General features: G+C 53.5%; 23 protein-coding genes. 12 read left to right on the forward strand and 11 right to left on the reverse strand.

The window, feature by feature from the left end; all coding sequences use genetic code 11:
- Positions 1-52 precede the first annotated feature (52 nt).
- Positions 53-862, reverse strand: coding sequence for an SDR family oxidoreductase (locus I6L74_RS13370; protein WP_096759508.1), 810 nt, complete (start codon positions 860-862; stop codon positions 53-55).
- Positions 852-1,475, reverse strand: a complete 624-nt coding sequence (gene tesA / locus I6L74_RS13375; protein ID WP_041689607.1) for a multifunctional acyl-CoA thioesterase I/protease I/lysophospholipase L1 — start codon at positions 1,473-1,475, stop codon at positions 852-854. Before tesA ends, I6L74_RS13370 begins: the two co-directional genes overlap by 11 nt.
- On the opposite strand from tesA, the gene ybbA reads away from it, so the two are divergent.
- From ybbA to I6L74_RS13405, 6 genes are all read left to right on the forward strand, one after another.
- Complete coding sequence (gene ybbA, locus I6L74_RS13380; protein WP_059177953.1) at positions 1,446-2,132, forward strand: putative ABC transporter ATP-binding protein YbbA; 687 nt, start codon at positions 1,446-1,448, stop codon at positions 2,130-2,132. The genes tesA and ybbA overlap by 30 nt on opposite strands.
- Positions 2,129-4,540 (forward strand): putative ABC transporter permease subunit YbbP, encoded by a 2,412-nt coding sequence (gene ybbP, locus I6L74_RS13385; protein ID WP_059177954.1) that lies wholly within the window; start codon positions 2,129-2,131, stop codon positions 4,538-4,540. Before ybbA ends, ybbP begins: the two co-directional genes overlap by 4 nt.
- A 185-nt stretch (positions 4,541-4,725) precedes the next feature.
- Complete coding sequence (locus I6L74_RS13390) at positions 4,726-5,871, forward strand: porin (protein WP_059177955.1); 1,146 nt, start codon at positions 4,726-4,728, stop codon at positions 5,869-5,871.
- 222 nt (positions 5,872-6,093) lie between these two features.
- Positions 6,094-6,927, forward strand: coding sequence for a MetQ/NlpA family ABC transporter substrate-binding protein (locus I6L74_RS13395; RefSeq protein WP_059177956.1), 834 nt, complete (start codon positions 6,094-6,096; stop codon positions 6,925-6,927).
- A gap of 58 nt (positions 6,928-6,985) precedes the next feature.
- On the forward strand, positions 6,986-8,002 hold the full coding sequence (gene sfbB / locus I6L74_RS13400; RefSeq protein ID WP_059177957.1) for a virulence-associated ABC transporter ATP-binding protein SfbB: 1,017 nt from the start codon (positions 6,986-6,988) through the stop codon (positions 8,000-8,002).
- Positions 7,995-8,654 carry a methionine ABC transporter permease gene (locus I6L74_RS13405; protein ID WP_012016378.1) on the forward strand — a complete coding sequence of 220 codons (660 nt, stop codon included), beginning with the start codon at positions 7,995-7,997 and terminating at the stop codon, positions 8,652-8,654. The genes sfbB and I6L74_RS13405 overlap by 8 nt, the downstream gene beginning before the upstream one ends.
- A gap of 4 nt (positions 8,655-8,658) precedes the next feature.
- On the opposite strand, the gene mnmH is transcribed toward I6L74_RS13405, so the two are convergent.
- The 5 genes from mnmH to ppiB all read right to left on the reverse strand — a co-directional run bounded on the left by mnmH (position 8,659) and on the right by ppiB (position 12,836).
- Complete coding sequence (gene mnmH, locus I6L74_RS13410; RefSeq protein ID WP_059177958.1) at positions 8,659-9,729, reverse strand: tRNA 2-selenouridine(34) synthase MnmH; 1,071 nt, start codon at positions 9,727-9,729, stop codon at positions 8,659-8,661.
- Between the two features lie 178 nt (positions 9,730-9,907).
- Complete coding sequence (gene purK, locus I6L74_RS13415; protein ID WP_059177959.1) at positions 9,908-10,993, reverse strand: 5-(carboxyamino)imidazole ribonucleotide synthase; 1,086 nt, start codon at positions 10,991-10,993, stop codon at positions 9,908-9,910.
- A complete protein-coding gene (gene purE / locus I6L74_RS13420; RefSeq protein ID WP_059177960.1) occupies positions 10,990-11,499 on the reverse strand; it encodes a 5-(carboxyamino)imidazole ribonucleotide mutase in 510 nt (169 codons plus the stop codon). Before purE ends, purK begins: the two co-directional genes overlap by 4 nt.
- Positions 11,500-11,615: 116 nt before the next feature.
- A complete protein-coding gene (gene lpxH / locus I6L74_RS13425) occupies positions 11,616-12,338 on the reverse strand; it encodes a UDP-2,3-diacylglucosamine diphosphatase (protein ID WP_059178042.1) in 723 nt (240 codons plus the stop codon).
- 3 nt (positions 12,339-12,341) lie between these two features.
- A complete protein-coding gene (ppiB, locus tag I6L74_RS13430; RefSeq protein ID WP_059177961.1) occupies positions 12,342-12,836 on the reverse strand; it encodes a peptidylprolyl isomerase B in 495 nt (164 codons plus the stop codon).
- Between the two features lie 173 nt (positions 12,837-13,009).
- On the opposite strand from ppiB, the gene cysS reads away from it, so the two are divergent.
- The 3 genes from cysS to I6L74_RS13445 all read left to right on the forward strand — a co-directional run bounded on the left by cysS (position 13,010) and on the right by I6L74_RS13445 (position 17,966).
- Positions 13,010-14,395: a cysteine--tRNA ligase gene (cysS, locus tag I6L74_RS13435; protein WP_059177962.1), complete on the forward strand. Its 1,386-nt coding sequence runs from the start codon at positions 13,010-13,012 to the stop codon at positions 14,393-14,395.
- 267 nt (positions 14,396-14,662) lie between these two features.
- On the forward strand, positions 14,663-15,289 hold the full coding sequence (locus tag I6L74_RS13440) for a YuaE family lipoprotein (protein WP_128131010.1): 627 nt from the start codon (positions 14,663-14,665) through the stop codon (positions 15,287-15,289).
- A gap of 316 nt (positions 15,290-15,605) precedes the next feature.
- On the forward strand, positions 15,606-17,966 hold the full coding sequence (locus I6L74_RS13445) for an FKBP-type peptidyl-prolyl cis-trans isomerase (RefSeq protein ID WP_096759509.1): 2,361 nt from the start codon (positions 15,606-15,608) through the stop codon (positions 17,964-17,966).
- Positions 17,967-18,005: 39 nt separating this feature from the next.
- Here the strand turns inward: I6L74_RS13445 and malI are convergent, their stop codons facing one another.
- The 4 genes from malI to folD all read right to left on the reverse strand — a co-directional run bounded on the left by malI (position 18,006) and on the right by folD (position 21,924).
- On the reverse strand, positions 18,006-19,022 hold the full coding sequence (malI, locus tag I6L74_RS13450; RefSeq protein ID WP_059177965.1) for a Mal regulon transcriptional regulator MalI: 1,017 nt from the start codon (positions 19,020-19,022) through the stop codon (positions 18,006-18,008).
- Positions 19,023-19,106: 84 nt separating this feature from the next.
- Positions 19,107-20,606, reverse strand: coding sequence for a PTS transporter subunit EIIC (locus I6L74_RS13455; protein ID WP_059177966.1), 1,500 nt, complete (start codon positions 20,604-20,606; stop codon positions 19,107-19,109).
- A 237-nt stretch (positions 20,607-20,843) separates the two neighbouring features.
- Entirely contained in the window at positions 20,844-21,056 is a 213-nt protein-coding gene (gene ybcJ / locus I6L74_RS13460; RefSeq protein WP_059177967.1) for a ribosome-associated protein YbcJ, read from the reverse strand.
- Position 21,057: 1 nt separating this feature from the next.
- Positions 21,058-21,924 (reverse strand): bifunctional methylenetetrahydrofolate dehydrogenase/methenyltetrahydrofolate cyclohydrolase FolD, encoded by an 867-nt coding sequence (gene folD / locus I6L74_RS13465; protein ID WP_012016390.1) that lies wholly within the window; start codon positions 21,922-21,924, stop codon positions 21,058-21,060.
- 319 nt (positions 21,925-22,243) lie between these two features.
- On the opposite strand from folD, the gene fimA reads away from it, so the two are divergent.
- From fimA to fimC, 3 genes are all read left to right on the forward strand, one after another.
- Positions 22,244-22,807, forward strand: coding sequence for a type 1 fimbrial major subunit FimA (gene fimA / locus I6L74_RS13470; RefSeq protein WP_059177968.1), 564 nt, complete (start codon positions 22,244-22,246; stop codon positions 22,805-22,807).
- 63 nt (positions 22,808-22,870) lie between these two features.
- Complete coding sequence (fimI, locus tag I6L74_RS13475) at positions 22,871-23,416, forward strand: type 1 fimbrial protein subunit FimI (protein WP_059177969.1); 546 nt, start codon at positions 22,871-22,873, stop codon at positions 23,414-23,416.
- A gap of 41 nt (positions 23,417-23,457) precedes the next feature.
- Entirely contained in the window at positions 23,458-24,150 is a 693-nt protein-coding gene (fimC, locus tag I6L74_RS13480; RefSeq protein ID WP_059177970.1) for a type 1 fimbria chaperone FimC, read from the forward strand.
- The last annotated feature ends 6 nt before the right edge of the window (positions 24,151-24,156 follow it).

Raw genomic sequence — 24,156 nt, forward strand, 5'->3', positions numbered from 1 at the left:
TTCTCTTTTATCGGTTTGATAAATACATGGGGGTGAGGAGCGAGGCTTCAACTCAACCGTGTAAAATTTTATCCATCATGCGGCCTGGCAGCAGCCGTTTTAGCCAGCCGACGGCATGGGTGACCAGCGTCACCGGATAGCGTAATTTGGGACGATCGCTCTCGAAAGCATGGCGCACTTTAGCAACAACTGCCTCTGGACCCAGGGTAAAACGTGCAGCAATACCGGGATTTTCAACCGGTTTATCCGTTTGCGTCTGGTTGACGTTTTCGGTGAAGCGCGTGCGAATGGGGCCTGGTTCAATAAGACTGACTTTGATGCCGCTATGACGCAGTTCCATACGCAGTGCGTCAGACCAGGCTTCCAGCGCATATTTACTCGCGGCGTAGGCGCCGCGGCCTGGGGTAGAAATCAGCCCCATCACCGAAGAGGTCATCACGATACGGCCTTCACCGTGCGGCAACATAGCCGGTAACAGCGCCATCGTGAGCTGGTGGATGCCAAAGAAATTGGCTGAAAACTGCCGTTCTAACTGTTCGCGTGAAATGGTTTGCAAAGGGCCATAAACGCCGTAGCCTGCATTATTAAACAGACCGTATAAACGATTTCCGGTCAGGGCGATCACGTCGGCGGCGGCCTGTTCAATACTCTCTGAGGAGTCCAGATCCAGTAAAACGCCCTTAAAGCCTTTGTTGTTCATCCGTTCGACGTCTTCGGGTTTTCGGCAAGCGGCCAACACCCAAAATCCCTGGCGTTTAAGTTCGAGGGCGCTTTCGAGGCCAATTCCGCTGGAACATCCTGTTATTAAGACCGATTTTTGCATAACTTTACCTGTCAGGATCTCCGCTGAATTAAGAGTCATGTTTAACTAGTGGGGCCAGCCGTGTTGCCATCCAGTCGGCGATAAACGGCTGGGCGTCGCGATTGGGGTGTATCCCGTCATCCTGCATCCATTGCGGCTTCAGATAGACCTCTTCCATGAAAAATGGCAGCAGCGGAATATCGAATTCTTTGGCAAGCTTGGGATAGATGGCGCTAAAGGACTCATTATAACGGCGACCGTAGTTAGCGGGCAGTCGAATTTGCATTAATAGCGGTTGCGCATTGGCGGCCTGAATATCCTGAATGATTTTGCGCAGCGTTTGTTCAGTCTGCTGCGGCTGGAAACCGCGTAACCCGTCGTTACCGCCCAGCTCCACCAGTACCCAGCGCGGTTGATGTTGTTTGAGCAGGGCAGGCAGGCGCGCAAGCCCCTGCTGCGAAGTATCGCCGCTGATGCTGGCATTCAGTACCGGCGTTTTAGTTTGCCATTTATCGTTGAGCAGTGCGGGCCATGCGGCTGTAGCCGCCATTCGATAGCCCGCGCTCAGGCTGTCACCCAGCACCAGTAACGTGTCCGCCGCCGCGGCGCGAAACGTCATCAGAATCAGAAACAGGAAGGGCAAATGCCAGCGGAAAACATTGTTGCAGTTCATCATCTTAAGAAGTCCGTCGGTCAGGGTGAGCACGAGCTATCCATCCTCACCGGAGTTGAACTCGTTGTCAAACGCGCGCAGACCATCGCGTTGATTGGTGAATCCGGTTCCGGTAAATCCACGTTGCTGGCGATCCTGGCCGGTCTGGATGACGGCAGCAGCGGCGAGGTCAATCTTGTTGGACAGCCCTTGCATAAGCTTGACGAAGAGGCGCGTGCAGCGCTGCGGGCAAAACATATCGGTTTTGTCTTTCAGTCGTTCATGCTAATTCCCACGCTCAATGCGCTGGAAAACGTAGAGCTGCCTGGCCTGCTACGCGGTGAAAATACCCGCCAGAGCCGTGCCAGTGCCAAAGCGTTGCTGGAGCAGCTTGGGCTGGGTAAGCGTCTCAATCATCTTCCGGCGCAGCTTTCCGGCGGCGAGCAGCAGCGCGTCGCGCTGGCGCGCGCCTTTAATGGTCGTCCTGACGTCCTGTTTGCCGATGAACCCACGGGCAATCTGGACAGGCAGACCGGGGATAAAATTGCCGATCTGCTGTTCTCGCTCAACCGTGAACACGGCACCACGCTGATTCTGGTCACGCACGATCCACAGCTGGCGGCGCGCTGCGATCGCCGTCTGCGTCTGGTTAACGGGCAGTTGCAGGAGGAAGCATGATCGCACGCTGGTTCTGGCGAGAATGGCGTTCGCCCTCGCTGTTGATTGTCTGGCTGGCGCTAAGTCTGGCGGTGGCCTGCGTGCTGGCGCTCGGCAGCGTCAGCGATCGCATGGAAAAGGGGTTGAGTCAGCAAAGCCGTGAATTTATGGCGGGCGACAGAACGCTGAGCAGCTCGCGCGATGTGCCGCAGGCCTGGATTGATGAAGCGCAGAAACGGGGGCTGAAAGTGGGCAAACAGCTGACTTTCCAGACCATGACGTTTGCCGCCGACACGCCGCAACTGGCCAGCGTGAAAGCCGTCGACGATGTCTATCCGATGTACGGCGAGTTGCAGACCAATCCGCCGGGCCTGAAGCCGACCGTAGGCTCGGTGCTGCTGGCCCCGCGTCTGATGGCGCTGCTGAATCTCAAAACCGGGGACAATATTGACGTGGGTGATGCCACGCTGCAAATCGCAGGTGAAGTGGTTCAGGAACCCGATTCCGGCTTTAACCCGTTCCAGATGGCACCTCGCCTGTTGATGAACACGGCGGACGTGGAAAAAACCGGTGCGGTGCAGCCGGGCAGCCGCGTCACCTGGCGCTACAAGTTTGGCGGTACGCCTGTTCAGCTTGAGTCCTACGAAAAGTGGCTTTTGCCGCAGTTAAAACCAGAGCATCGCTGGATCGGTCTTGAGCAGGACGACGGTGCGCTGGGCAAATCCCTTGAGCGTTCGCAGCAATTTTTACTCCTTTCAGCGCTGCTGACCATGCTACTGGCGGTGGCCGCCGTTGCGGTGGCGATGGGGCATTATTGCCGCAGCCGCTACGATCTGGTGGCGATCCTCAAAACGCTGGGGGCGGGCAGAGCGCAACTGCGCAAGCTGATCGTCGGACAGTGGTTGATGGTGCTCGCGCTTTCCGCCGTCACGGGCGGGATAATTGGCCTGCTGTTTGAAAAAGTGCTGATGCTGCTGCTTAAACCGGTTCTGCCAGCGGAGCTCCCCCCTGCCAGCCTGTGGCCGTGGCTGTGGTCCATTGGCGCGATGGTGGTGATTTCGTTGCTGGTGGGATTGCGCCCGTATCGTTTGTTGCTGGCCACCCAGCCGCTGCGCGTGTTGCGTCGCGATGCGGTCGCCAGCGTCTGGCCGATGAAGTTCTATCTGCCCATTATTGTTGCTGTTGTGGTGATTTTACTCGCCTGGCTGATGGGCGGCAGCATGCTCCTATGGGCCGTGCTGGCCGGTGCGGTAGTACTGGCGCTGCTGTGCGGCGTGCTGGGCTGGATGCTGCTCAATGCGCTGAAAGGGCTAACGGTCAAATCGTTGCCGGTGCGCCTGGCGATAAACCGTCTGCTGCGCCAGCCGTGGTCCACGCTCAGCCAGCTGTCGGCGTTTTCACTGTCGTTTATGCTGCTGGCAATGCTGCTGGTGCTGCGTGGCGATCTGCTCGATCGCTGGCAGCAACAGCTCCCGCCGGAAAGCCCGAACTACTTCCTGATCAACATCGCGCCGGAACAGGTCACGCCGTTGAAAGGGTTCTTGTCTGAACACCAGATCGTGCCGGAGTCGTTCTATCCGATCGTGCGTGCACGCCTGACGCAAATCAACGGGCAGACGACGGACGGCAGTCAGGATGAGTCGCTTAACCGCGAACTGAACCTGACATGGCAGGACAAACGCCCGGATCATAACCCGATCACCGCCGGGAGCTGGCCGCCGAAGTCGGGCGAAGTGTCGATGGAAGAGGGGCTGGCAGGGCGTCTGAAAGTGGGGCTGGGCGATACGGTGACGTTCACCGGCGACACGCAGGACTTTAGCGCCAAAGTGACCAGCCTGCGCAAAGTAGACTGGGAAAGTCTGCGCCCCAATTTCTTCTTTATCTTCCCGTCCGGCGCGCTGGAAGGGCAACCGCAAAGCTGGCTCACCAGCTTCCGCTGGGAAAACGGTAACGGCATGCTGACGCAGCTCAACCGTGAGTTCCCGACGGTCAGCCTGCTGGATATCGGCGCCATCCTGAAGCAGGTTGGGCAGGTACTGGAGCAGGTTAGCCGTGCGCTGGAAGTGATGGTGGTGCTGGTGACGGCCTGTGGCGTGCTGTTATTACTGGCACAGGTGCAGGTGGGAATGCGTCAGCGCCATCAGGAGCTGGTGGTTTATCGCACGCTGGGTGCGGGTAAAAAACTGCTGCGCACCACGCTGTGGTGCGAGTTTGCGCTGCTGGGATTTGTCTCGGGGCTGGTGGCGGCGATAGGTGCAGAAACGGCGCTGGCGGTGTTGCAAACGCGGGTGTTTGATTTCCCGTGGGAGCCTGACTGGCGTCTGTGGCTGATTCTGCCGGTTTGCGGCGCGCTGTTGCTGTCGTTATGCGGTGGCTGGCTCGGCACGCGTCTGCTCAAAGGCAAAGCGCTGTTCCGTCAGTTTGCCTGATAGTTTCTAAATGTGATGATTACGCACCGGGATATATGCTGGTGCGTAATCCTTTGGTAGCACAAAAAGACAACCTCTTCTTTTTTAGTAGCACGAAACATTAAAAACCCGCCCACACGATCCCTTTAATTCCGGATATTATTCTGCTGCTAAATAATTAGCAGCGTGTCTATCAAGGAATAATAATGACAATAATTAAAACAGCGCTGGCGACAACGATCGGCGCAGCAGTGGCATTGATGTCTTTCGCAGCTCAAGCAGAAATCACCGTTCTGAAGCAAGATCCTCAGGCGGGTAATCCGCTGAGCCGTCTCAACTTCACCGTTGGCGGCAGTATTCGTCCACAGTTCCAAAATATGACCGGTGACGACGGCAAAAATAGCTATAAGCGTAATGGTTTTGACGGCGGTACGCGTTTCCGTTTCGCGGCCGATTATTACCTGTTTGATGACATTAGCTGGGTGAGCTATTACGAGCTGGGCGTGAATATTCCTGCGCAGTTCAACTGGGATCATCACTATGCCGAGGGTGCGCGTGATACCTCTCGTCGCATGCTGTATACCGGCCTGAAAAGCGACACTTGGGGTACCCTGACCTTCGGTCAACAGAACAGCGTTTATTATGATGTGGTGGGCGCGAAGACCGATATCTGGGACTACGACATGGTCGGCCAGGCCTCCGGTAACGGCATCAACGGTGACTACGACGGATCTTATCGTTCACGCCAGATGCTGAAATACAAAAAAACCGTTGGCGATGCCGATATCTACGCTTCTTACCTGTTTGAAGACAGCGAATATCTGCCGGGCAACGGCCTGCGTTATAAGCGTAAAGGCGGCGGTTCACTGGGTCTGGATTATCATCTGACCACCGACCTGACCTGGGGCGCAGCGTGGAACTACACCCGTGTGGATATGCGTAACCCGGATAATGGCGACAGCAAAACGTACGACCAGAACATTCTGGGGACGGCGCTGAGCTGGACGCCAGACAACTGGACCTTCTCCGTCGGTGGCGGCTGGTATCAAAACTTTATGACCACCAAAAAAGTGTCTGTGAATGATTACTTTGCCGGTGATGCGTGGGGGATTGAGTACTTTGCAGGCTACAAAATCCCGGTGGGTCAGTATGCACTGAAATCCGTTCAGCCTTACTTCATGGGCGATCGCATTGAATATGTGAATGGTCGCAACTACCAGCGCATCGATAACGGCGTGGGTATCAGCTTCCAGCTGGATTACGGTTTCCGCGTTGATTACGAACACGTATTTACCTCCAGCACCGACAATCTGGGCGATATGAACCTGGTGCGTCTGCGTTACGACTTCTAAGTCGTCTGTCCGGGCGGTGTTTTGCCGCCCGGCATTGCCATTTTTGACCTCTGCTTATTCACCTTTTGCATAACTCATCTCCTGTACATTCAAAGACATATTCAGCAACATCATGAAATAATTTCAAGGACGCGGCCTGTGATCTGTGTCATGTTAATGGGAACTGTGCCGCATCGTACGGCGCACTCACACAACGCCACGCCGCTTTGAAATGGAGATCTCATGGGATTACGTCACACGCTTCGCGCCGCTGCCGGTGCATTTTTGTTGGTCTGCGGTATGCAGGCCGCTCACGCTAATAGCGATCCACACACTATCGTCTTCGGCGTTGCGCCGGGGCCGTATGGCGACATGGTGAAGCAGGCGATTGCCCCTTCACTGAAAGAGAAAGGCTATAAAGTGGTTGTACGTGAATTTAGCGATTACGTGCAGCCGAATATGGCGCTGTCCAACGGCAGTATCGACGCCAACCTGTTCCAGCATTCCTTATATTTCAATAAATTCACCGCTGATAAAGGGTTGAAGCTCACTAAACTGCTGACCGTACCCACGGCCGGGATGGGCTTTTATTCACGTCAGGTTAAAAGCCTGGATGAACTGAAAAAGGGCGATATCGTCACCCTGTCTAATGACCCAACCAATCTGGCGCGCGGTCTGCGGTTCCTGCAATCGCTGAACCTGATTACCATCAAAGACAATATTGACCCGACCAAAGCCTCCGAGCGTGATATTGCCAGCAACCCAAAAGGGCTCGTGTTCAAGCCACTGGAAGCTGCACAACTGCCGCGTACGCTGGATAGCGTGACCGCCGCGTTGGTCAACGGGAACTTTGCGATTGCAGCCGGGTTAGATCTCTCCAGCGCCCTGGCGCAGGAACACCTCGACGAAAATCTGAAAAACATTATTGCCGTGCGCACGGAAGATGCGGACAAACCGTTCGCCAAAGATATCGTGGCGGTGGTGCAGTCCCCGGCGTATCGCGCCGTTATCGACGATCCGAAAAATGTTTACACCGCTTTCCAGAAACCAGACTGGATGACGGCAGCAAAACAGTAATCGCGTTTTTGAAAGACAGGGCAGCCGAGTCAGCCCTTTTCGCATTTCTGAGGTAGTCATGATTAAGTTAGATAAGGTGTGCGTTGATTTTTCAACGGGACGCGGACCTTCTACCCGCGCGGTATCAGACGTCAGCCTGACGATTGCGGCGGGCGAGATTTTTGGCATTGTCGGCACCAGCGGGGCGGGCAAGAGCACGCTATTGCGAACGCTGAACGCGCTACAACGCCCAAGTGCTGGCAGTGTGAACGTCAACGGTGTGGAAATTTCATCACTTGATGGCGCAGACCTGCGCAAAGCGCGCCAGCGTATTGGTATGATTTTCCAGCACTTCAACCTGATGCATACCCGCACGGTGGCGCAAAATGTCGCATTCAGCCTCAAAGCCGCTGGCTGGGAGCGCAGTAAAATCGCGCCGCGCGTCACGGAAATACTGGCATTAGTCGGGCTAACCGATAAAGCGGATCGTTACCCGGTACAGCTGAGCGGTGGGCAGAAACAGCGCGTGGGTATTGCTCGCGGTATTGCGAATCATCCTGACGTATTGCTCTGTGATGAACCGACGTCTGCGCTGGATCTGGAAACCTCGGCCACCATTCTGGCGCTACTGAAAAAGATCAACGCGCAGATGGGGATCACGATCGTGCTGATCACCCACGAGATGAACGTGATCAAATCCATCTGCGATCGCGTGGCGGTGATGTCCGGCGGCGTTGTGGTTGAGATGGGCGATGTGTTCGATGTGTTTGCGCATCCGCAACACGCGTTTACCCAGCAGCTGGTGTCGCACACGCTGAATCTGACCTTACCCGAACGGTTACGCCAGCATCTTCCGGGACAGCTGCTGAAGATTCTGTTTATCGGGGATTCTGCCGAACAGCCCGTATTATCGGAGGTGGCGGTGAAATTTGGTGTCGCGGTGAATATTCTGCACGGCAAGATTGAGTACATCGGCGAACGCGCGTTGGGGATTCTGGTGGTGCAACTCACCGCACAGGACAATCCGTCTGCCGTGGCGCTGGCTGTGGAACATATCCGTCAACGTACCGCACAGGTGGAGGTGATTCGTGGATGATTTAGTGGCCGATTTGGGGCTGGCGTTTAACGAAACCTTCCAGATGTTGAGTATCTCAACGGTGCTGGCGATTATCGGCGGTCTGCCGCTGGGCTTTTTGATTTTTGTCACCGACCGAAATCTGTTCTGGCAAAACCGCGTTGTTTATCTGGTCAGCTCCGTGCTGGTCAATATTATCCGCTCGGTGCCGTTTGTCATTCTGCTGGTGCTGCTGTTGCCGCTCACGCAACTGCTGCTGGGTAATACTATTGGTCCGATTGCGGCCTCTGTTCCGCTTTCCGTAGCGGCGATTGCCTTTTATGCCCGTCTGGTGGACGGCGCACTGCGTGAGGTGGATAAAGGCATTATCGAAGCGGCAGAAGCCTTTGGTGCCAGCCCAATGCGCATCATCTGCACGGTATTATTGCCGGAAGCGAGCGCCGGATTGCTGCGCGGTTTGACCATCACCCTGGTGAGCCTGATCGGCTACTCGGCAATGGCGGGGATTGTCGGCGGCGGTGGCGTAGGGGATTTGGCGATCCGCTACGGGTATTACCGCTACGAAACCCAGGTCATGGTGGTAACGGTGATTGCGCTGATTATTCTGGTACAGATCGTTCAGGTGCTGGGTGACTGGCTGGCGAAACGTGCCGATAAACGGGATCGGCGCTAGCTCTTCAGGCCGCCAGCCAGGCGGCCACGTTGTTAAACGTCCCGCGATAGACAATCTTGTCGGCTTTTTTCTCAAGCTGATAACGGTACATCGGGTCGTAATAGTCATTGAGCAGCGGCGCAAGCCAGGCATAGTGCGCCTCGGTACTGCCGGTCCGCCGCTGCTCGATGAGTGCGGAATCCAGCCATGCGGTCAGCTCGGCAAAACGCTGTAATCCCAGACGGCGGCTGATGGCGAAAAGGCCGTGATGAAGATACTCGCCGTATTCCTGCCAGCCCGCGTCTTCGCCATAAGCCGCAGCAAAGTCGTGCCACATGCGCTCGAAATACTCCTCGCGCAGACGCTCAAGACGCACCTCGAACGGATCCTCCACCACCGCAATCATTGACTGTGCCATACGTTCACGCAGGCATTCCGGCAAATGGTTGGAGCCGATCATCCGGCCTTCGTCTTCAAGTACCCAGCGGGCCGCATCTTTCTTTAGCAGATCAACCGCGAGATGATTTTCAAACGTGGCTTGTGATAACTGTGGCTGCAGCGTGCGACCGAATGACGAACCGCGATGATGCGCCAGCCCCTCGAGATCAATCCCGTCGGGATGGTGCTTAACCAGCAACGTTTTTCCGCTCCCCGTGCAGCCGCCAATCAGCACCATTGGCTTTTGCACCTGCTCGTTGGTCGCCTGAATCGCCGCCTGGCGCAGCGCTTTGTAGCCGCCCGCGATCAACGGATAATCAATCCCGGTCTCTTTCACCCATGCCTGCGCGATGTGCGAGCGTTGGCCGCCGCGCGCGCAGCAAAAATAGCCGTGCGGATTCGCCAGACAGATTTCGCGCCAGGCATGAATGCGCTGTTCGCGGGTTTCACCGTTCACCAGACGGTGGCCGAGCGCGAGCGCGGCTTCCGGTCCATGGCGTTTATAACAGGTGCCAACGGCGGCGCGTTCGGTGTCGTTCATCAGCGGGAGATTGAGTGCCGCGGGCATCGCACCCTGCGCAAATTCGACGGGCGCGCGCACGTCAATTAAAGGTGTATCGTTCGCGAGGATCGCGCGATAGTCCGTCCCATCGTTCATGATGAATTCCTGAGGAAAGCAAAATAGCAATGGGCGGGGATTGTACGCCGGGGAAGGGGAAGGTCAACTTACCCTTCATTATCCGCGTTTGATATGCGTTGGCTGCGCTCGCTCACCCAGTCACGTACTTGCGCACGTGCCTGGGATTCACTTTCTTGCCGCCTTTCTGAAATGCGAATTATTGAGGGTAAGCGAATGAGTTAAGCTTAGTCTGCGCCCAGGCAATACCGCTGGCATATTCCGGCGGCAGCAGGGGAACGATGGCTTCGAGCGTCGCGCTCAGACGATCCGTATCATCATCGTTGAGGTTCAGGTGACCAACTTTACGCCCTTCACGCACCTCTTTGTCGTACCAGTGCAGATGAACCAGCGGCAGCTTCAGCCAGTCGTAGTTCAGCGCGGTGCCAATCAGATTGATCATCACCGATGGGCTGTTCACCACCGGCTGCGGCAGTGGCAGATCGGTAATCGCCCGCAGATGCAATTCGAACTGGCTGATGGACGCGCCGTTTTGCGTCCAGTGTCCGCTGTTATGCACGCGAGGAGCAAGCTCATTAATCAGCAAACCCGCAGGCGTGATAAAGCACTCCATCGCCATGACGCCCACGTAACCCAGCTCTTGCATGATGGCAGACAGCATGGTTTCTGCCTGCGCCTGCTGCCCGGCATCGGCGTGCGGGAAGACGACGCTGGTACGCAGAATACCGTCCTGATGCAGGTTATGCGTCAGTGGGTAAAAGACCGTGCTGCCGTCATGCGCGCGCGCGCCAACCAGCGAGACTTCACCGCTAAAATTGATGCCCTGCTCAACGATACATTCGCCGTAGCAATCCGTCGGCAGGTCTGCGGTTTCGTGCTGGCGTAAACGCCACTGACCGCGTCCGTCGTAGCCACCCGTGCGACGCTTCACGATAGCCAGATCGCCCAGCTTATCGAAAACGGCAGGCCATTCGCTTTCGCTCGCGAGCAATTGCCACGGCGCGGTGGCGAGATTCAGCTTATCGAACAGCTGCTTTTGCGTCAGACGGTCAGCAATAATGGGGAATACATCGCGGTTAACAAAGGCGTTGTGACGCGCCAGTTCACGCGTTAATGCGGTTTCGGGCCAGCGCTCAATTTCAGCGGTGATAACGCTTTGCTGAAATGGCACGGCTTCAGGCTCTGCATCCAGCCCAACGGGCCAGACGGCGATACCCAACGGTTCACCCGCCTGACGCAGCATTCGACCTAACTGCCCGTTACCGAGAACGCAAACTTGTTTCATGCTGCACCTCGCGGGTCCGGGTTTTCCAGCACCTCGTCGGTCTGCGAACGACGCCATTCGACCAGACGCTGATGCAAGGCTTTGTCGTGGGTCGCCAGAATTTGGGTCGCCAGCAGGGCTGCATTCGCCGCGCCCGCTCTACCAATCGCCAGCGTGCCGACCGGAATACCACGCGGCATCTGGACGATGGAGTAAAGGCTGTCGACGCCGCTTAGCGCTGCGCTTTGCACCGGTACACCAAGCACCGGGACCAGCGTTTTAGCGGCAATCATGCCTGGCAGATGTGCTGCACCACCCGCACCAGCAATAATCACCTGATAGCCGTTCTCTTCTGCGCCTTCGGCGAAGCTGAACAGTTTATCGGGGGTGCGGTGCGCGGAGACCACTTCAACGTGGTGCGGAACGTTCAGGATTTCGAAGATTTCGGCGGCAAACTGCATGGTAGCCCAGTCGCTTTTGGACCCCATCACGATGGCGACACGCGCCGGATTATTGCGGGAAGACATGCGTCTTAAAACTCCTGTGGTGCGGAACACACTGCTTTGAGGGCACAGAGAATAGCATGATATACAGGCAAGGAAAACGGTTGCGTCGCCAGAATACCGGCAAAAAAAGGCGTTAATTAAAACGGAAACGAGATGAGTTCAACGCCTTCTGGCGTGACTTTTACCATTGAACCTTCGCTGTGCCAGGCACCCAATACAACACGATGCGCGGGTTCGCCGTTGGCAGTGAGTTGATGCACGTCCGGGCGATGGGTGTGACCGTGAATTAACCACTGCACGCGATGTTTTTCCATTATTTCAACGACCGCATGCGGGTTGACGTCCATGATCGTCATGGATTTGCTGCTGTTCGCCGATTTACTGCCCGCGCGCATTTTGGCGGCGATACGGCTGCGGATAAACAGAGGTAGGGCCAGAAACAGGGTTTGAATCCAGGGGGTGTGGACTTTAGCGCGAAAAGCCAGATAGCCCGTGTCGTCGGTGCATAGCGTGTCGCCGTGCATAATGAGGACGTTGCGGCCATATAATTCGAGCACTTTTTCTTCCGGCAACAATGTTATGCCGCTTTCGCGAGCGAAGCGTTTGCCGATCAGAAAATCGCGATTGCCGTGAATGAAATAGCAGGGGACGCCAGAATCGACCAGCGCTTTGATCGCCGCCGCCATTTCACGGTGGAGGGGATTCGGGTCGTCGTCGCCAATCCAGGCCTCAAACAAATCGCCAAGAATGTACAGGGCGTGTGCAGTACGCGCTTCATCCTGTAGAAAATGCAGAAAACCGGCGGTAATCGCCGGTTCTTCTGTTTGCAGATGCAGATCCGCAATAAAGAGTGTCGCCACCAATTACTCGCTGACGGTCACGCTTGTGATGATAACGTCTTCTTTTGGAACGTCCTGATGCATACCGCTGCGGCCAGTTGAAACGCCTTTGATCTTCTCAACAACGTCCATACCTTCAACCACTTCTGCAAACACACAATAACCCCAACCCTGCAGATTCTCGCCGGAGAAGTTCAGGAAGTCGTTGTCTGCTACGTTGATGAAGAACTGTGCAGTTGCAGAGTGCGGAGCCTGAGTACGGGCCATAGCCAGCGTACCGCGGGTGTTTTTCAGACCGTTATTCGCTTCGTTTTTGATCGCTTCTTTGGTGTCTTTCTGGATCATGCCAGGTTCGAAACCGCCGCCCTGGATCATAAAACCGTTGATCACACGGTGGAAAATCGTGTTGTTGTAGAAGCCTTCGCGACAGTAGTCCAGGAAGTTTTTAACTGTTTCAGGCGCTTTATCATCAAATGTTTTGACGACGATATCGCCATGATTAGTGTGGAAAGTAACCATTTTTTCATCCTGTTCCGTTATAGTGGTGCTTCGACCCACATAAGGGTCACATATAGGGGTTTGTTATAGCATAACCGCAGGATGCGATCACCTTGCATTGCGTGCTGATCCTATCCCGAATTATAGGTATTATACGGTCTTTACGATCCACACACGTTTACATGGAATCTTTGATGTTAAAAATCTTTAATACTCTGACGCGCCAAAAAGAGGAATTCAAACCTATTCATGCCGGGGAAGTCGGCATGTACGTGTGTGGTATTACCGTCTACGATCTCTGTCACATTGGTCATGGCCGTACCTTCGTCTCATTTGACGTGGTCTCTCGCTACCTGCGTTTCTTAGGTTACACCCTGAAGTACGTCCGTAATATCACCGATATTGATGATAAAATTATTAAACGTGCAAATGAGAATGGTGAAAGCTTTGTCGCGCTGGTGGATCGCATGATCGCCGAAATGCACAAAGATTTTGATGCATTAAATATTCTGCGTCCGGACAGCGAACCGCGTGCGACTCACCATATTCATGAAATTATCGAGATCACCGAAAAGCTCATTGAGCGCGGTCATGCGTATGTGGCCAGCAACGGCGACGTAATGTTCTCCGTTCCCACCGATCCGAGCTACGGTCAGCTTTCTCGTCAGGATCTTGAGCAACTGCAGGCCGGCGCGCGCGTCGATGTCGTCGACGTCAAACGCAACCCGATGGACTTTGTGCTGTGGAAGATGTCTAAAGAAGGTGAGCCGAGCTGGCCGTCGCCGTGGGGCGAAGGGCGTCCAGGCTGGCACATTGAGTGCTCAGCAATGAACTGCAAACAGTTAGGTAACCATTTCGACATCCACGGTGGCGGTTCTGACCTGATGTTCCCACATCATGAAAACGAAATTGCCCAGTCTACTTGCGCACACGGCGGCGAGTACGTTAATTACTGGATGCACTCCGGTATGGTGATGGTCGATCGCGAGAAGATGTCCAAATCGCTGGATAACTTCTTCACCGTGCGTGACGTGCTGAAATATTACGATGCCGAAACCGTGCGTTATTTCTTGATGTCCGGCCACTATCGTAGTCAGTTGAACTACAGCGAAGAGAACCTGAAACAGGCTCGCTCTGCGCTGGAACGCCTGTATATTGCGGTGCGTGGTACTGACAAATCCGTCGCGCCTGCGGGCGGTGACGCTTTCGAAGCACGTTTCATTGAAGTCATGAACGATGATTTCAACACGCCTGAAGCCTACTCTGTGCTGTTTGACATGGCGCGTGAAATTAACCGTCTGAAGGTTGAAGATGTGACGGCGGCAAATGCGTTGGCTTCCCATCTGCGTAAGCTTGCAGCGGTGCTGGGGCTGTTGGAACAAGATCCAGAAACCTTCTTGCAAAGCGGTGCGCAGAATGACGGCGACGAAGTGGCCGAAATCGAAGCGTTAATCACTGCACGTCTTGAAGCGCGTCAGGCGAAAGACTGGGCGGCAGCAGATGCCGCACGTAATCGTCTAACGGAAATGGGGATCGTTCTGGAAGATGGGCCGCAGGGTACTATCTGGCGTCGTAAATAATTTTGTTATGCCCGGCGGCGCAATGCTTGCCGGGCAATTTCCCTTCAACATGACTCTGCCTAAACCGCCCGTTCACCGCGTCTCCTGCTACGTAAAGTAACGCTCCTATTTTTGACTAAAAAAATGCGTAATATTTATCAGAAAAATATTAATTTTAATGATGAATTGTTGACGGTTTTTATAAGATTTATTTTAAGGGATTAATGGAATTGTATGATTTTGGATAGGGGCTTGAGTGATATAGGACATTATTGTTAGTGTCCTTTTTTGGACAACAAACACGGTTTAGTTGATAATGTCGGGGATTGTTTACGCAATCTTATTCATCCTATAATGCTGCGCTTTCCATTCCAGAAAATGTTAGGCGTGCAGTTTTGTTATGTGATCCAGAATGGATTTTATGAGGGTAATATTGTGACTTTGTTTGACAAACTCAATAACTGTGCGGGAAAGCCTTTTTTAGCGTTAGTTGCGATTTCAACGATTTTGGTGGTAACGGGTTGTCAGAGTAAACCGACAAGTAAAGTGACGCCTGCCAGCAAATCCGCTCAGGCGGTCTCAAGCTCCGTACCCGCGCAGGGTGGCTCAACTAACACGACGATCAAGCCAGCGGAAGCGCCTGTTGAAATGGCGTCTGAAAGCGCTGTGACTAATTGCCAGCGTGAGTTAACCGCCTTATCAAAAATCAACGGCCGTTTGTACGTTCAAAAAAAGGCAGCCTTTGATGATTTATTAGCAAGTGCATCAGTGTACGCCTCTGTTCGCGGGGATATTGCTTCGCAAACCAAAGATACGATGGATGCGCTTTTTAAATACCGAACCCAAAAACTGTGTAGCGATATACAGCAAACAGTGCAACAAGCACTTATAAGTCGTGGAGAAAATTTTAAATGAGTGCGTTCAGCATGAAGCCTCTTTTTTTTTTGTATTACCCGCTTTAATCATTAGCACCGTCACTTCACCCACTCAGGCGAGTGATAATGGAGAGACAATAAAATCGCTGGATTCAATAACGGCTCAATCCAGCGACATTCCCGCTATATTGTTTGCAGCGCCCGCTACACCTCCGGAATCTTCCCCGATTCCGGAGGAACGGCATCATAAAGCGCCGGCAAAAAAGATCGCTCGTCTTCGGTTACAAACTCCACAATCACAACAGAACACGGCTACTGCTGAACTTTCTGCGCTGAAAGCTGAGCAAGAAAAAGCGATGGCTGAGCTGAAAGCAAAATACAGCGCCGAGCAAGAGCGCAGTGAGAAAGCCATTGCGGATGCCCGTGACGCGCTGGCAGACAGCGAAAAACAGCGCAGCGCCTTGCAGGCACAATACCAGGATGCGACCCGGCAACTTGACGATGCCACGAAGAAAATGGCGTCGCTCATGAGCGCCGGTGCTGATAAAGAGGGCGCGGTCGCACAGCTGAACAAATCGCTGACGGAAAGCCAGAGTCGCGCCAAAGAGATGCTTAAACAGATAAGCGATCTCAAGCAAGAGCAGGACAAGCAGACCAAAGCCCTGGTGGCGACACAGAAATCCCTGACTGACAGCGAAAAACAGCGCGCGGAATTACAGAATACCTCCCAGAAAACGACCCAGCAGCTAAGCGATAAGACCCGCGAGCTTGCGGCGCTCGGTGCGAACCTTTCAGCCAGTGAAGCGAAACTTGCGCAGCTGCAAAAGTCGCTTGATGGCAATCACAATGAATCCTCCGCGCAGAATAAAAAAATGGCCGCGTTAACGGCAGAGATGGGCGTAAAAGAGAAAGCGATTGCGGACGCCCGTGACGCGCTGGCAGACAGCGAAAAACAGCGTAGCGCTTTGCAGGCACAATACCAGGATGCGACCCGGCAACTTGACGATGCCACGAAGAAAATGGCGTCGCTCATGAGCGCCGGTGCTGATAAAGAGGGCGCGGTCGCACAGCTGAACAAATCGCTGACGGAAAGCCAGAGTCGCGCCAAAGAGATGCTTAAACAGATAGGCGATCTCAAGCAAGAGCAGGACAAGCAGACCAAAGCCCTGGTGGCGACACAGAAATCCCTGACTGACAGCGAAAAACAGCGCGCGGAATTACAGAATACCTCCCAGAAAACGACCCAGCAGCTAAGCGATAAGACCCGCGAGCTTGCGGCGCTCGGTGCGAATCTTTCAGCCAGTGAAGCGAAACTTGCGCAGCTGCAAAAGTCGCTTGATGGCAATCAAAATGAATCCTCCGCGCAGAATAAAAAAATGGCCGCGTTAACGGCAGAGATGGGCGTAAAAGAGAAAGCGATTGCTGATGCCCGTGACGCGCTGGCAGACAGCGAAAAACAGCGCAGCGCCTTGCAGGCACAATATCAGGATGCGACCCAGCAACTTGACGATGCCACGAAGAAAATGGCGTCGCTTATGAATGCCGGTGCTGATAAAGAGGGCGCGGTCGCCCAGCTGAACAAATCGCTGACGGAAAGCCAGAGTCGTGCCAAAGAGATGCTTAAACAGATAGGCGATCTCAAGCAAGAGCAGGACAAGCAGACCAAAGCCCTGGCGGCGACGCAGAAATCCCTTACCGACAGCGAAAAACAGCGCGCGGAACTACAGAAAGCTTCGCTGACAACCAACCAACAGTTAAGCGATAAGACCACTGAGCTTGCGGCGCTCGGTGCGAACCTTTCAGCCAGTGAAGCGAAACTTGCTCAACTGCAAAAGTCGCTTGATGGCAATCAAAAGCACGCTTTAGATCAGGATGAGAAAGTGGCCGCGTTAGCCGCCGAAAACAGTCTGAAAGAAAAAGCGATTGCGGATGCCCAGAAGGCGCTGACAGACAATGAGAATCAGCGAAATGAGCTGAAGAAGAAATGGGATGATGCCAGTTCCAAATTGGACGATCAGGACAAACAGCTGGCGTCTCTGCGCAGCGAGCTCAAAGCCGCATCTACAGGAGCCCCAACACCGCAGACAAAAGAAGATGTGCGGGCCTATTCATTGGGGGCGTTCTGGGGACAAGAAGTGCTGAGTTCCCTGAATAAAATGGAAGCGGAAGGCCTCACTCTCTCGCGTCAGCATGTGGCGAATGGGGTCGCCGATTTCTTGCAGGGCAAGTTCAAAATACCAAAAGAAAAAATGGTCGCTTCGCTCAAAGAGATGGATACCGAAGTTACCACGCATCCTACGGAAGCCAAAAAAGAGGTATCCGGAGATAAAGGCCAGAATTATATGACTACCTTCAGCAAGCAGCCCGGCGCTAAGAAAGCCGAAATGGGCTATTACTACCGTGTAATGGAGAAGGGTAAGGGCAAAATTAATAAAACAGATACCGTTGCGATTGTGGTGAAGGAAAGTCTCGCAGGCGGCAAAGTCGTAAAAGACATGAGCAAAATGGGTAAAGCCTTGGTTCTGCCGCTGGATAAATTCCCGCCGCTATTCCAGTCCGCCATTATGAAAATGAATAAACTGGGTCGGCTCCAGATGGTTGTGCCACCAGAGCTTGCATACGGTGAGGAGGGGAGTGCGCCTGATATCCCACCAAATGCGACGATGGTTTATGAAATTCAGGTTGTGAATGTGAATCCGGATTTAAAAACACATTAAAAAAAGAAGAAGATGCGCCCTCAGTATGGGCGCATTTTTTTAGGCTGATTCCCGCGCGATCAGTTGCCCCGACAGCGTAATTCGCTGCGTTTGAAGTTCCGGCTCTTTCAGCTTACGAATCATGAGCCCTGCCGCCTGGCGGCCCGTCTCTTCACTGGCGGAAGAAACATAGGTGAATGACGGCGAGGTGAGATTCACATGTAACATATCTTCAAACCCTACCAGAGCAACCTGCTGCGTCAGGAACACATCCTTCCCGACGGTGCGCCCTACCTGATGAATGCCTGAAATCGAACCTATCATCGCATCGGGTGAATGACACAGTAGCGCTGTAATGGTGTTGTTCTTATCCAGCAACTGACGGGTAATAAAACCGGCCGCCTGCGTATCATCGCTACACACAGGAGCGGATTCCTCTCGATTCACCAGGCCGTACTGCGTCATCGCACTGCGAAACCCTAAAAGACGTTGCTCACGAATGAGACATCCCTCACGACCGCCGATATAGGCGATATTACGGTGACCACGTTCAATCAGATAACGCGTGGCCAGATTCGCTGCCTGACGATTGTCACGCATTACCAGATTGCAGGGCTCATTCAGTAAAGACTGTGAGACCACAACCAAGGGAAGAAGGCATTCACGGATCTGTTTCGGTAGAGTGGGCGTTCGCGTGTCGGAGGAGAGATAAATGACGCCGGCAACGCCCTGTTGTTTAAACGAAAGCAGACAGCGCTCAAGATGTTCATGATCGTTCAGCGGCTGTCCGAGGAAAACCATAAAGCCTTGCTTTTCCAGTTCCTGGACGATGCTCGCCATCACTTTGATTGAAAAGCTGTCGCTGAAATCACGGAGAATAAGGCCGATAAGATTGGAGGTGTTGGCGCGAAGGTTGGCAGCGGCGACGTTATGAACATAGCCAAGCGTGGTGATGGCAGCGTGGACCTTCTCAATCGTTGCCTCTGAGATTTTCCCCTTCTGACGTAAAACCAGTGAGACGGTTGAAACCGAAACACCCGCCAGTTTTGCAACATCAATTATGCTGACTTTCTTCAAACCCGCTCCCTGAAATTTCTCGATTATCAGCCTGATATGACAACGTCTCCCAGAGTACAGGAGACGTGTCAGCCAGACATCTTATTATTTACCGATCATCGTGGACATGGTTTGGGCAATAAATTGTGCTCTGGCACCAAAAATCACCTGGATACCGTTGTCACCCACAAACACCACGCCGCGTGCCCCTAAGCCGTTAAGGCCATCTTTATCTACCGCATCGCTTTTCGCTACTTCCAGGCGCAGACGCGTGATACAGGATCCGACAGAGTTAATGTTCTGCGCGCCACCCAGCAGGCCGATAATATCAGTCGCAATTTCGCTATCGGTTTTATCGTCTGTTGTCGCGGTTGCTTCCGTACGGCCCGGCGTTTTGACATCAAAACGGCGGATGACGAAGCGGAATGTGAAGTAGTAAATCAGCGCCATCGGAACACCGATAATAATCGCGCTCAGGAAGTTAGTCTGATAACCGTTAAACGACGGGAGAATGCCAAACGACAGGTAGTCGATAAAGCCCGCAGAGAACGATTTGGCAATGTGCGCATGCAACAGATACATGGTCATGTACGCCAGGCCCGCCATGATGGCGTTAAAGACGTAAAGGATTGGCGCCACGAAGATAAAGGTGAACTCTACCGGCTCGGTGATCCCTGTCAGGAAACAGGTTAGCGCGGCGGAGAACAGAATACCTGCAGCGATTTTTTTGTTTTTGGTATGCGCTTCGTGATACATCGCCAGACAGGCCGCAGGCAGCGCGAACAGCATCAGCGGGAATTCACCCTGCATGAATTTACCGGCGTCCTGATAGGTATCGCTACTAAAGGATTTAACGCCTTCTTCCAGCATTTTGAACCAGATTGTCTGATCGCCATGGATAACCTGGCCTGCCTGCGTGGTGTAATCCCCAAATGAATACCAGAACGAAGGATACCAGATGTGATGGAGGCCCAGCGGAATCAATGCGCGTTCTACCAGACCAAAAATAAAGGTCGATGCCGCCTGATTGTCGCCGTTAACAATGACAGATAGCGCGTCAATACCAGACTGAATATGCTGCCAGACGTACGGCAGCAGCAGACCCAGAATAAATGACAGGAAGGCCGTCGCAATCGCGACAAAACGCTTACCGGAGAAGAAGCCCAGGAATTCTGGCAACTGCAACGTGTGGAAGCGGTTATAACACCACGCGGCAAGAATACCGCAAATAAGGCCGCCAAAAACGCCCATTTGCAGCGTCGGAATGCCGACCACCATGGCGTATTTTCCGCCTGATGAGGCCATCTCTGGCGTGATGCTCAGAACCGTACCAATGGTGATGTTGGTAACAAACACCGACACCGCAGCGGACAGTGCAGCAATCCCGGACTCCGATGCCAGACCCACGGCGGAACCGATCGCAAAGAGCATCGGCAAGTTATCAAAAATGACGCCGCCTGCGTTCATCATCAGCGGCATATGGAATTTATCACCGAAGGCCAGTAACAAACCCGCGGCAGGAAGAAGTGAAATTGGCAGCATTAACGCGCGACCAATCATCGATAATTTTGACAACGATTTAACAAACCCTGATATCAGACTCATGCTGATTTCCCCCGAGAAGCGCTTTTATTGGCGCTGTTATTGTAAGTAGAACGTTTTAGTAGAACGTTCTACTTATCGTGAGAGAAGCGTGAATTTTGCGCAACTTAATTTTCACATTTCAACAAACGAAATAGTGATTATTTGAAGTCGATCGATAATTAGCCGTGATGGATTCAGGGAAATCTTGCGTGATTGGAACAGATTCCCTCTCCAGGCAGGAGAGGGTTGTACGTGGGATTACGCTGTAACGGTGATGCTCTGGCTGGCGAAACTCACTGTTTGACCCGCGATAATTTTGCAGCGTTTACGGGTTTCCACTTTGCCATCGACTTTGACCAGCCCGTCAGCGATGAAAATTTTTGCCTGCGCGCCGCTTTCGCTCCAGCCTTCCAGCTTGAGGAGATCGCACAGTTCTACGTGTGGGTGTTTACCTAATGAAAATGTGGTCATCTTACGCTTCCTCTACATCGTGGTACTCTTCGCATGCCTGCAAAGTATTTTGAATCAGGGTCGCTACGGTCATAGGACCGACGCCGCCCGGAACGGGGGTAATGTAAGACGCGCGCGCGGCGGCGTCTTCATACACGACATCGCCAACGACTTTGCCGTTTTCCAGGCGATTAATCCCCACGTCCACAACGATCGCGCCTTCTTTAATCCATTCGCCAGGAATAAAGCCCGGTTTCCCGACCGCAACAATCAGCAGGTCAGCATTTTCGACGTGCTGGCGCAGGTTTTTGGTAAACCGATGGGTGACCGTCGTCGTACAGCCTGCCAGCAGCAGCTCCATACTCATCGGACGGCCAACGATGTTGGACGCGCCAATCACCACGGCGTTCAGCCCGTAAGTGTCGATGTTATAGCGCTCCAGCAACGTCACGATGCCGCGCGGGGTGCACGGACGCAGACGCGGGGCGCGCTGACACAGGCGGCCAACGTTATACGGATGGAAACCGTCCACGTCTTTATCTGGTGCGATGCGTTCCAGCACTTTCACATTATCGATGCCTGCAGGGAGCGGCAACTGCACCAGAATGCCGTCGATAACCTCATCGGCATTCAGCGTATCAATCAGCTCAAGCAGTTCTGCCTCGGTGGTCGTTTCCGGCAAATCATAAGAGCGAGAGACAAAACCGACCTCTTCACATGCTTTGCGTTTGCTGCCGACATAAATTTGTGATGCCGGGTTGCTACCCACCAGCACGACAGCCAACCCAGGAGCGCGTTTTCCGGCCGCTGTACGCGCCTTCACTTTTACCGCGACCTCAGAGCGTACCTGCTGCGCAATCGTTTTACCGTCAATAATCTTTGCTGCCATCAGAGAGAAGATTCCGTCTGTAACGTTTAAAGGGGGGGGATTGCCTATATTTTGTCAGAAGCGGGCGCTGCTGTCAGTCACCCATTGCGAGATTTCCGCAATCAGCCTCGGGGCGCAGCATTACCCCTGCGCTTTGATGGGTCTTTTCCTAAGGCAAATTAGGATGTGACCTGGCTCAATCGCAGTGTTTTGACCTGTTTTACTTTTCACCCATACGCTACTTTGTCTCTTCCAAAATACACTTTCAATTACGCAATTGAATGTCTTTTTTATTCCCGATTTACGCGGGAAGGGCTTTTTACATTTCAAAGGAATAGATATGAAATTCAGCAATATTGCTTCTTCCGTTATTGCTTCGCTGGTATTCGTTGCGGGTGCCGTGCATGCAGAAGATCCTGTGCCGCCGGTTTCCGTTAATGGCGGTACCGTGCATTTTAAAGGTGAATTAGTTAACGCCGCGTGCGCAGTGAATACTGAATCCGCCGATCAGATTGTTAATTTGGGCCAGTACCGTACGGCTAAATTTACGAAAGTGGGCGACACCACCTCTAATATTCCTTTCAACATTGAACTGAATGATTGCGATCCAGACGTGGCGAAAACGGCATCTGTGGCCTTCACGGGGCAAATCGATCCGACAGATAAAACGCTGCTGGCCATTACTTCAGGCAGCAATGACAACACCGCACAAGGCGTGGGCATTGAAATCCTCGATAGCCAGTCCAGCACACTGACCCCTGATGGCGCAACGTTCTCTGCAGCGAAAGCGCTGATCGAAGGCACCAACACCCTGAACTTTACCGCCCGCTATAAATCCACTGCGGCAACGACCGCACCAGGCCAGGCAAACGCCGATGCCACCTTCGTGATGAAATACGAATAACCCTGCTTTCAGGGACGATCTGGCCTCAGGGAAGAGGCCTGTTCTTCGATTTGAGGGTCGGGTATGACCAGATTAAGGCTCCTTTTACTGCTGCTTTTGTCTGCGGTGACGCCTGTGATGGCGCATACCGTGGTGGTGGATGGCGGAAAAGTGCATATGAAAGGCGAGCTGGTGAACGGGGGTTGCGCCGTCGCGCCCGATAGCCAAAACCTGCGTATCGAAATGGGGCAATACCGCACCAACTCATTTGCCGGTGTGGGCAGTTTTTCGACGGTCAATGTGCCCTTTATCCTGCGGCTGGTTGAGTGCAGCGTCGACGTCTCGCGCACGGTAGGCGTCATGTTTGAGGGCGTCACGCCCGCTGAGGATCCGCAAGTCTTTCTGGCGACCTCTCAACCCGGCGAAAGCCGCGTCAGTAGCGGTGTGGGGCTGGCATTATTTGATTCGCAACAGCGGCAGATTATCCCCAATGCGGCGGCTAGTAACTGGCGGCCAATAGATTCTTCTGAGATGGACTTACATTTCAGCGCACGCTATCGGGTTATTTCTGAACATCTTGTGCCGGGCAATATCCAGTCGGATGTCTGGTTCGCGTTGATTTATCCCTAACGGCATACACCTGCGAACATAATATTAAAGGTATTGTTGTGATGAACTCCCTGAATAAACCCGGACTCATTTTATCGATTATTTTAATGATGGTTTCTCTGTCCGTAGAGGCTTCTGGTGGGATCGCGTTGGGTGCGACGCGCGTGATATATCCGGCGGATGCCAGACAAACGTCGCTGGCGATTACGAACAGCAATAAGCAAGAACGGTATTTAATTAACGCGTGGATTGAAAACGATCGCGGGCAAAAAGAAAAAACCTTTGCCGTCACGCCGCCGCTGTTTGTGAGTGAGCCTGACAGCGAAAACACGCTGCGCATTATTTACGCGGGCCCACCGCTGGCAACCGATCGCGAATCCCTGTTTTTCATGAACGTAAAAGCCATTCCTTCGGTGAATAAAGCGAATCTGGAGGGAAAAAACGTTCTGCAACTGGCGATCCTGTCGCGGATAAAGCTTTTCGTACGCCCCAAAAATCTGGCGATGCAGCCGGAAGAGGCCCTTTCGCAGCTGAAGTTTGAGCGTACTGGAAATCACTTGAAAGTCAGCAACCCCTCGCCGTATTACATCACGCTGGTCAATCTTCAACTGGGCGGACAGAAGCTTGAAAATCTGATGATCGCTCCGAAAAACGCCGCGCAGCAGGTTCTTCCGACAGGCGTCAGCGGCACGCTTTCCTGGCAGAGCGTGAATGATTACGGTGCCATTACGCCGGCGCGTCGCGTCGCACTGTGAGCAGAG

The organism is Lelliottia amnigena, from assembly GCF_019047465.1.
Lineage (GTDB): Bacteria > Pseudomonadota > Gammaproteobacteria > Enterobacterales > Enterobacteriaceae > Enterobacter > Enterobacter amnigenus.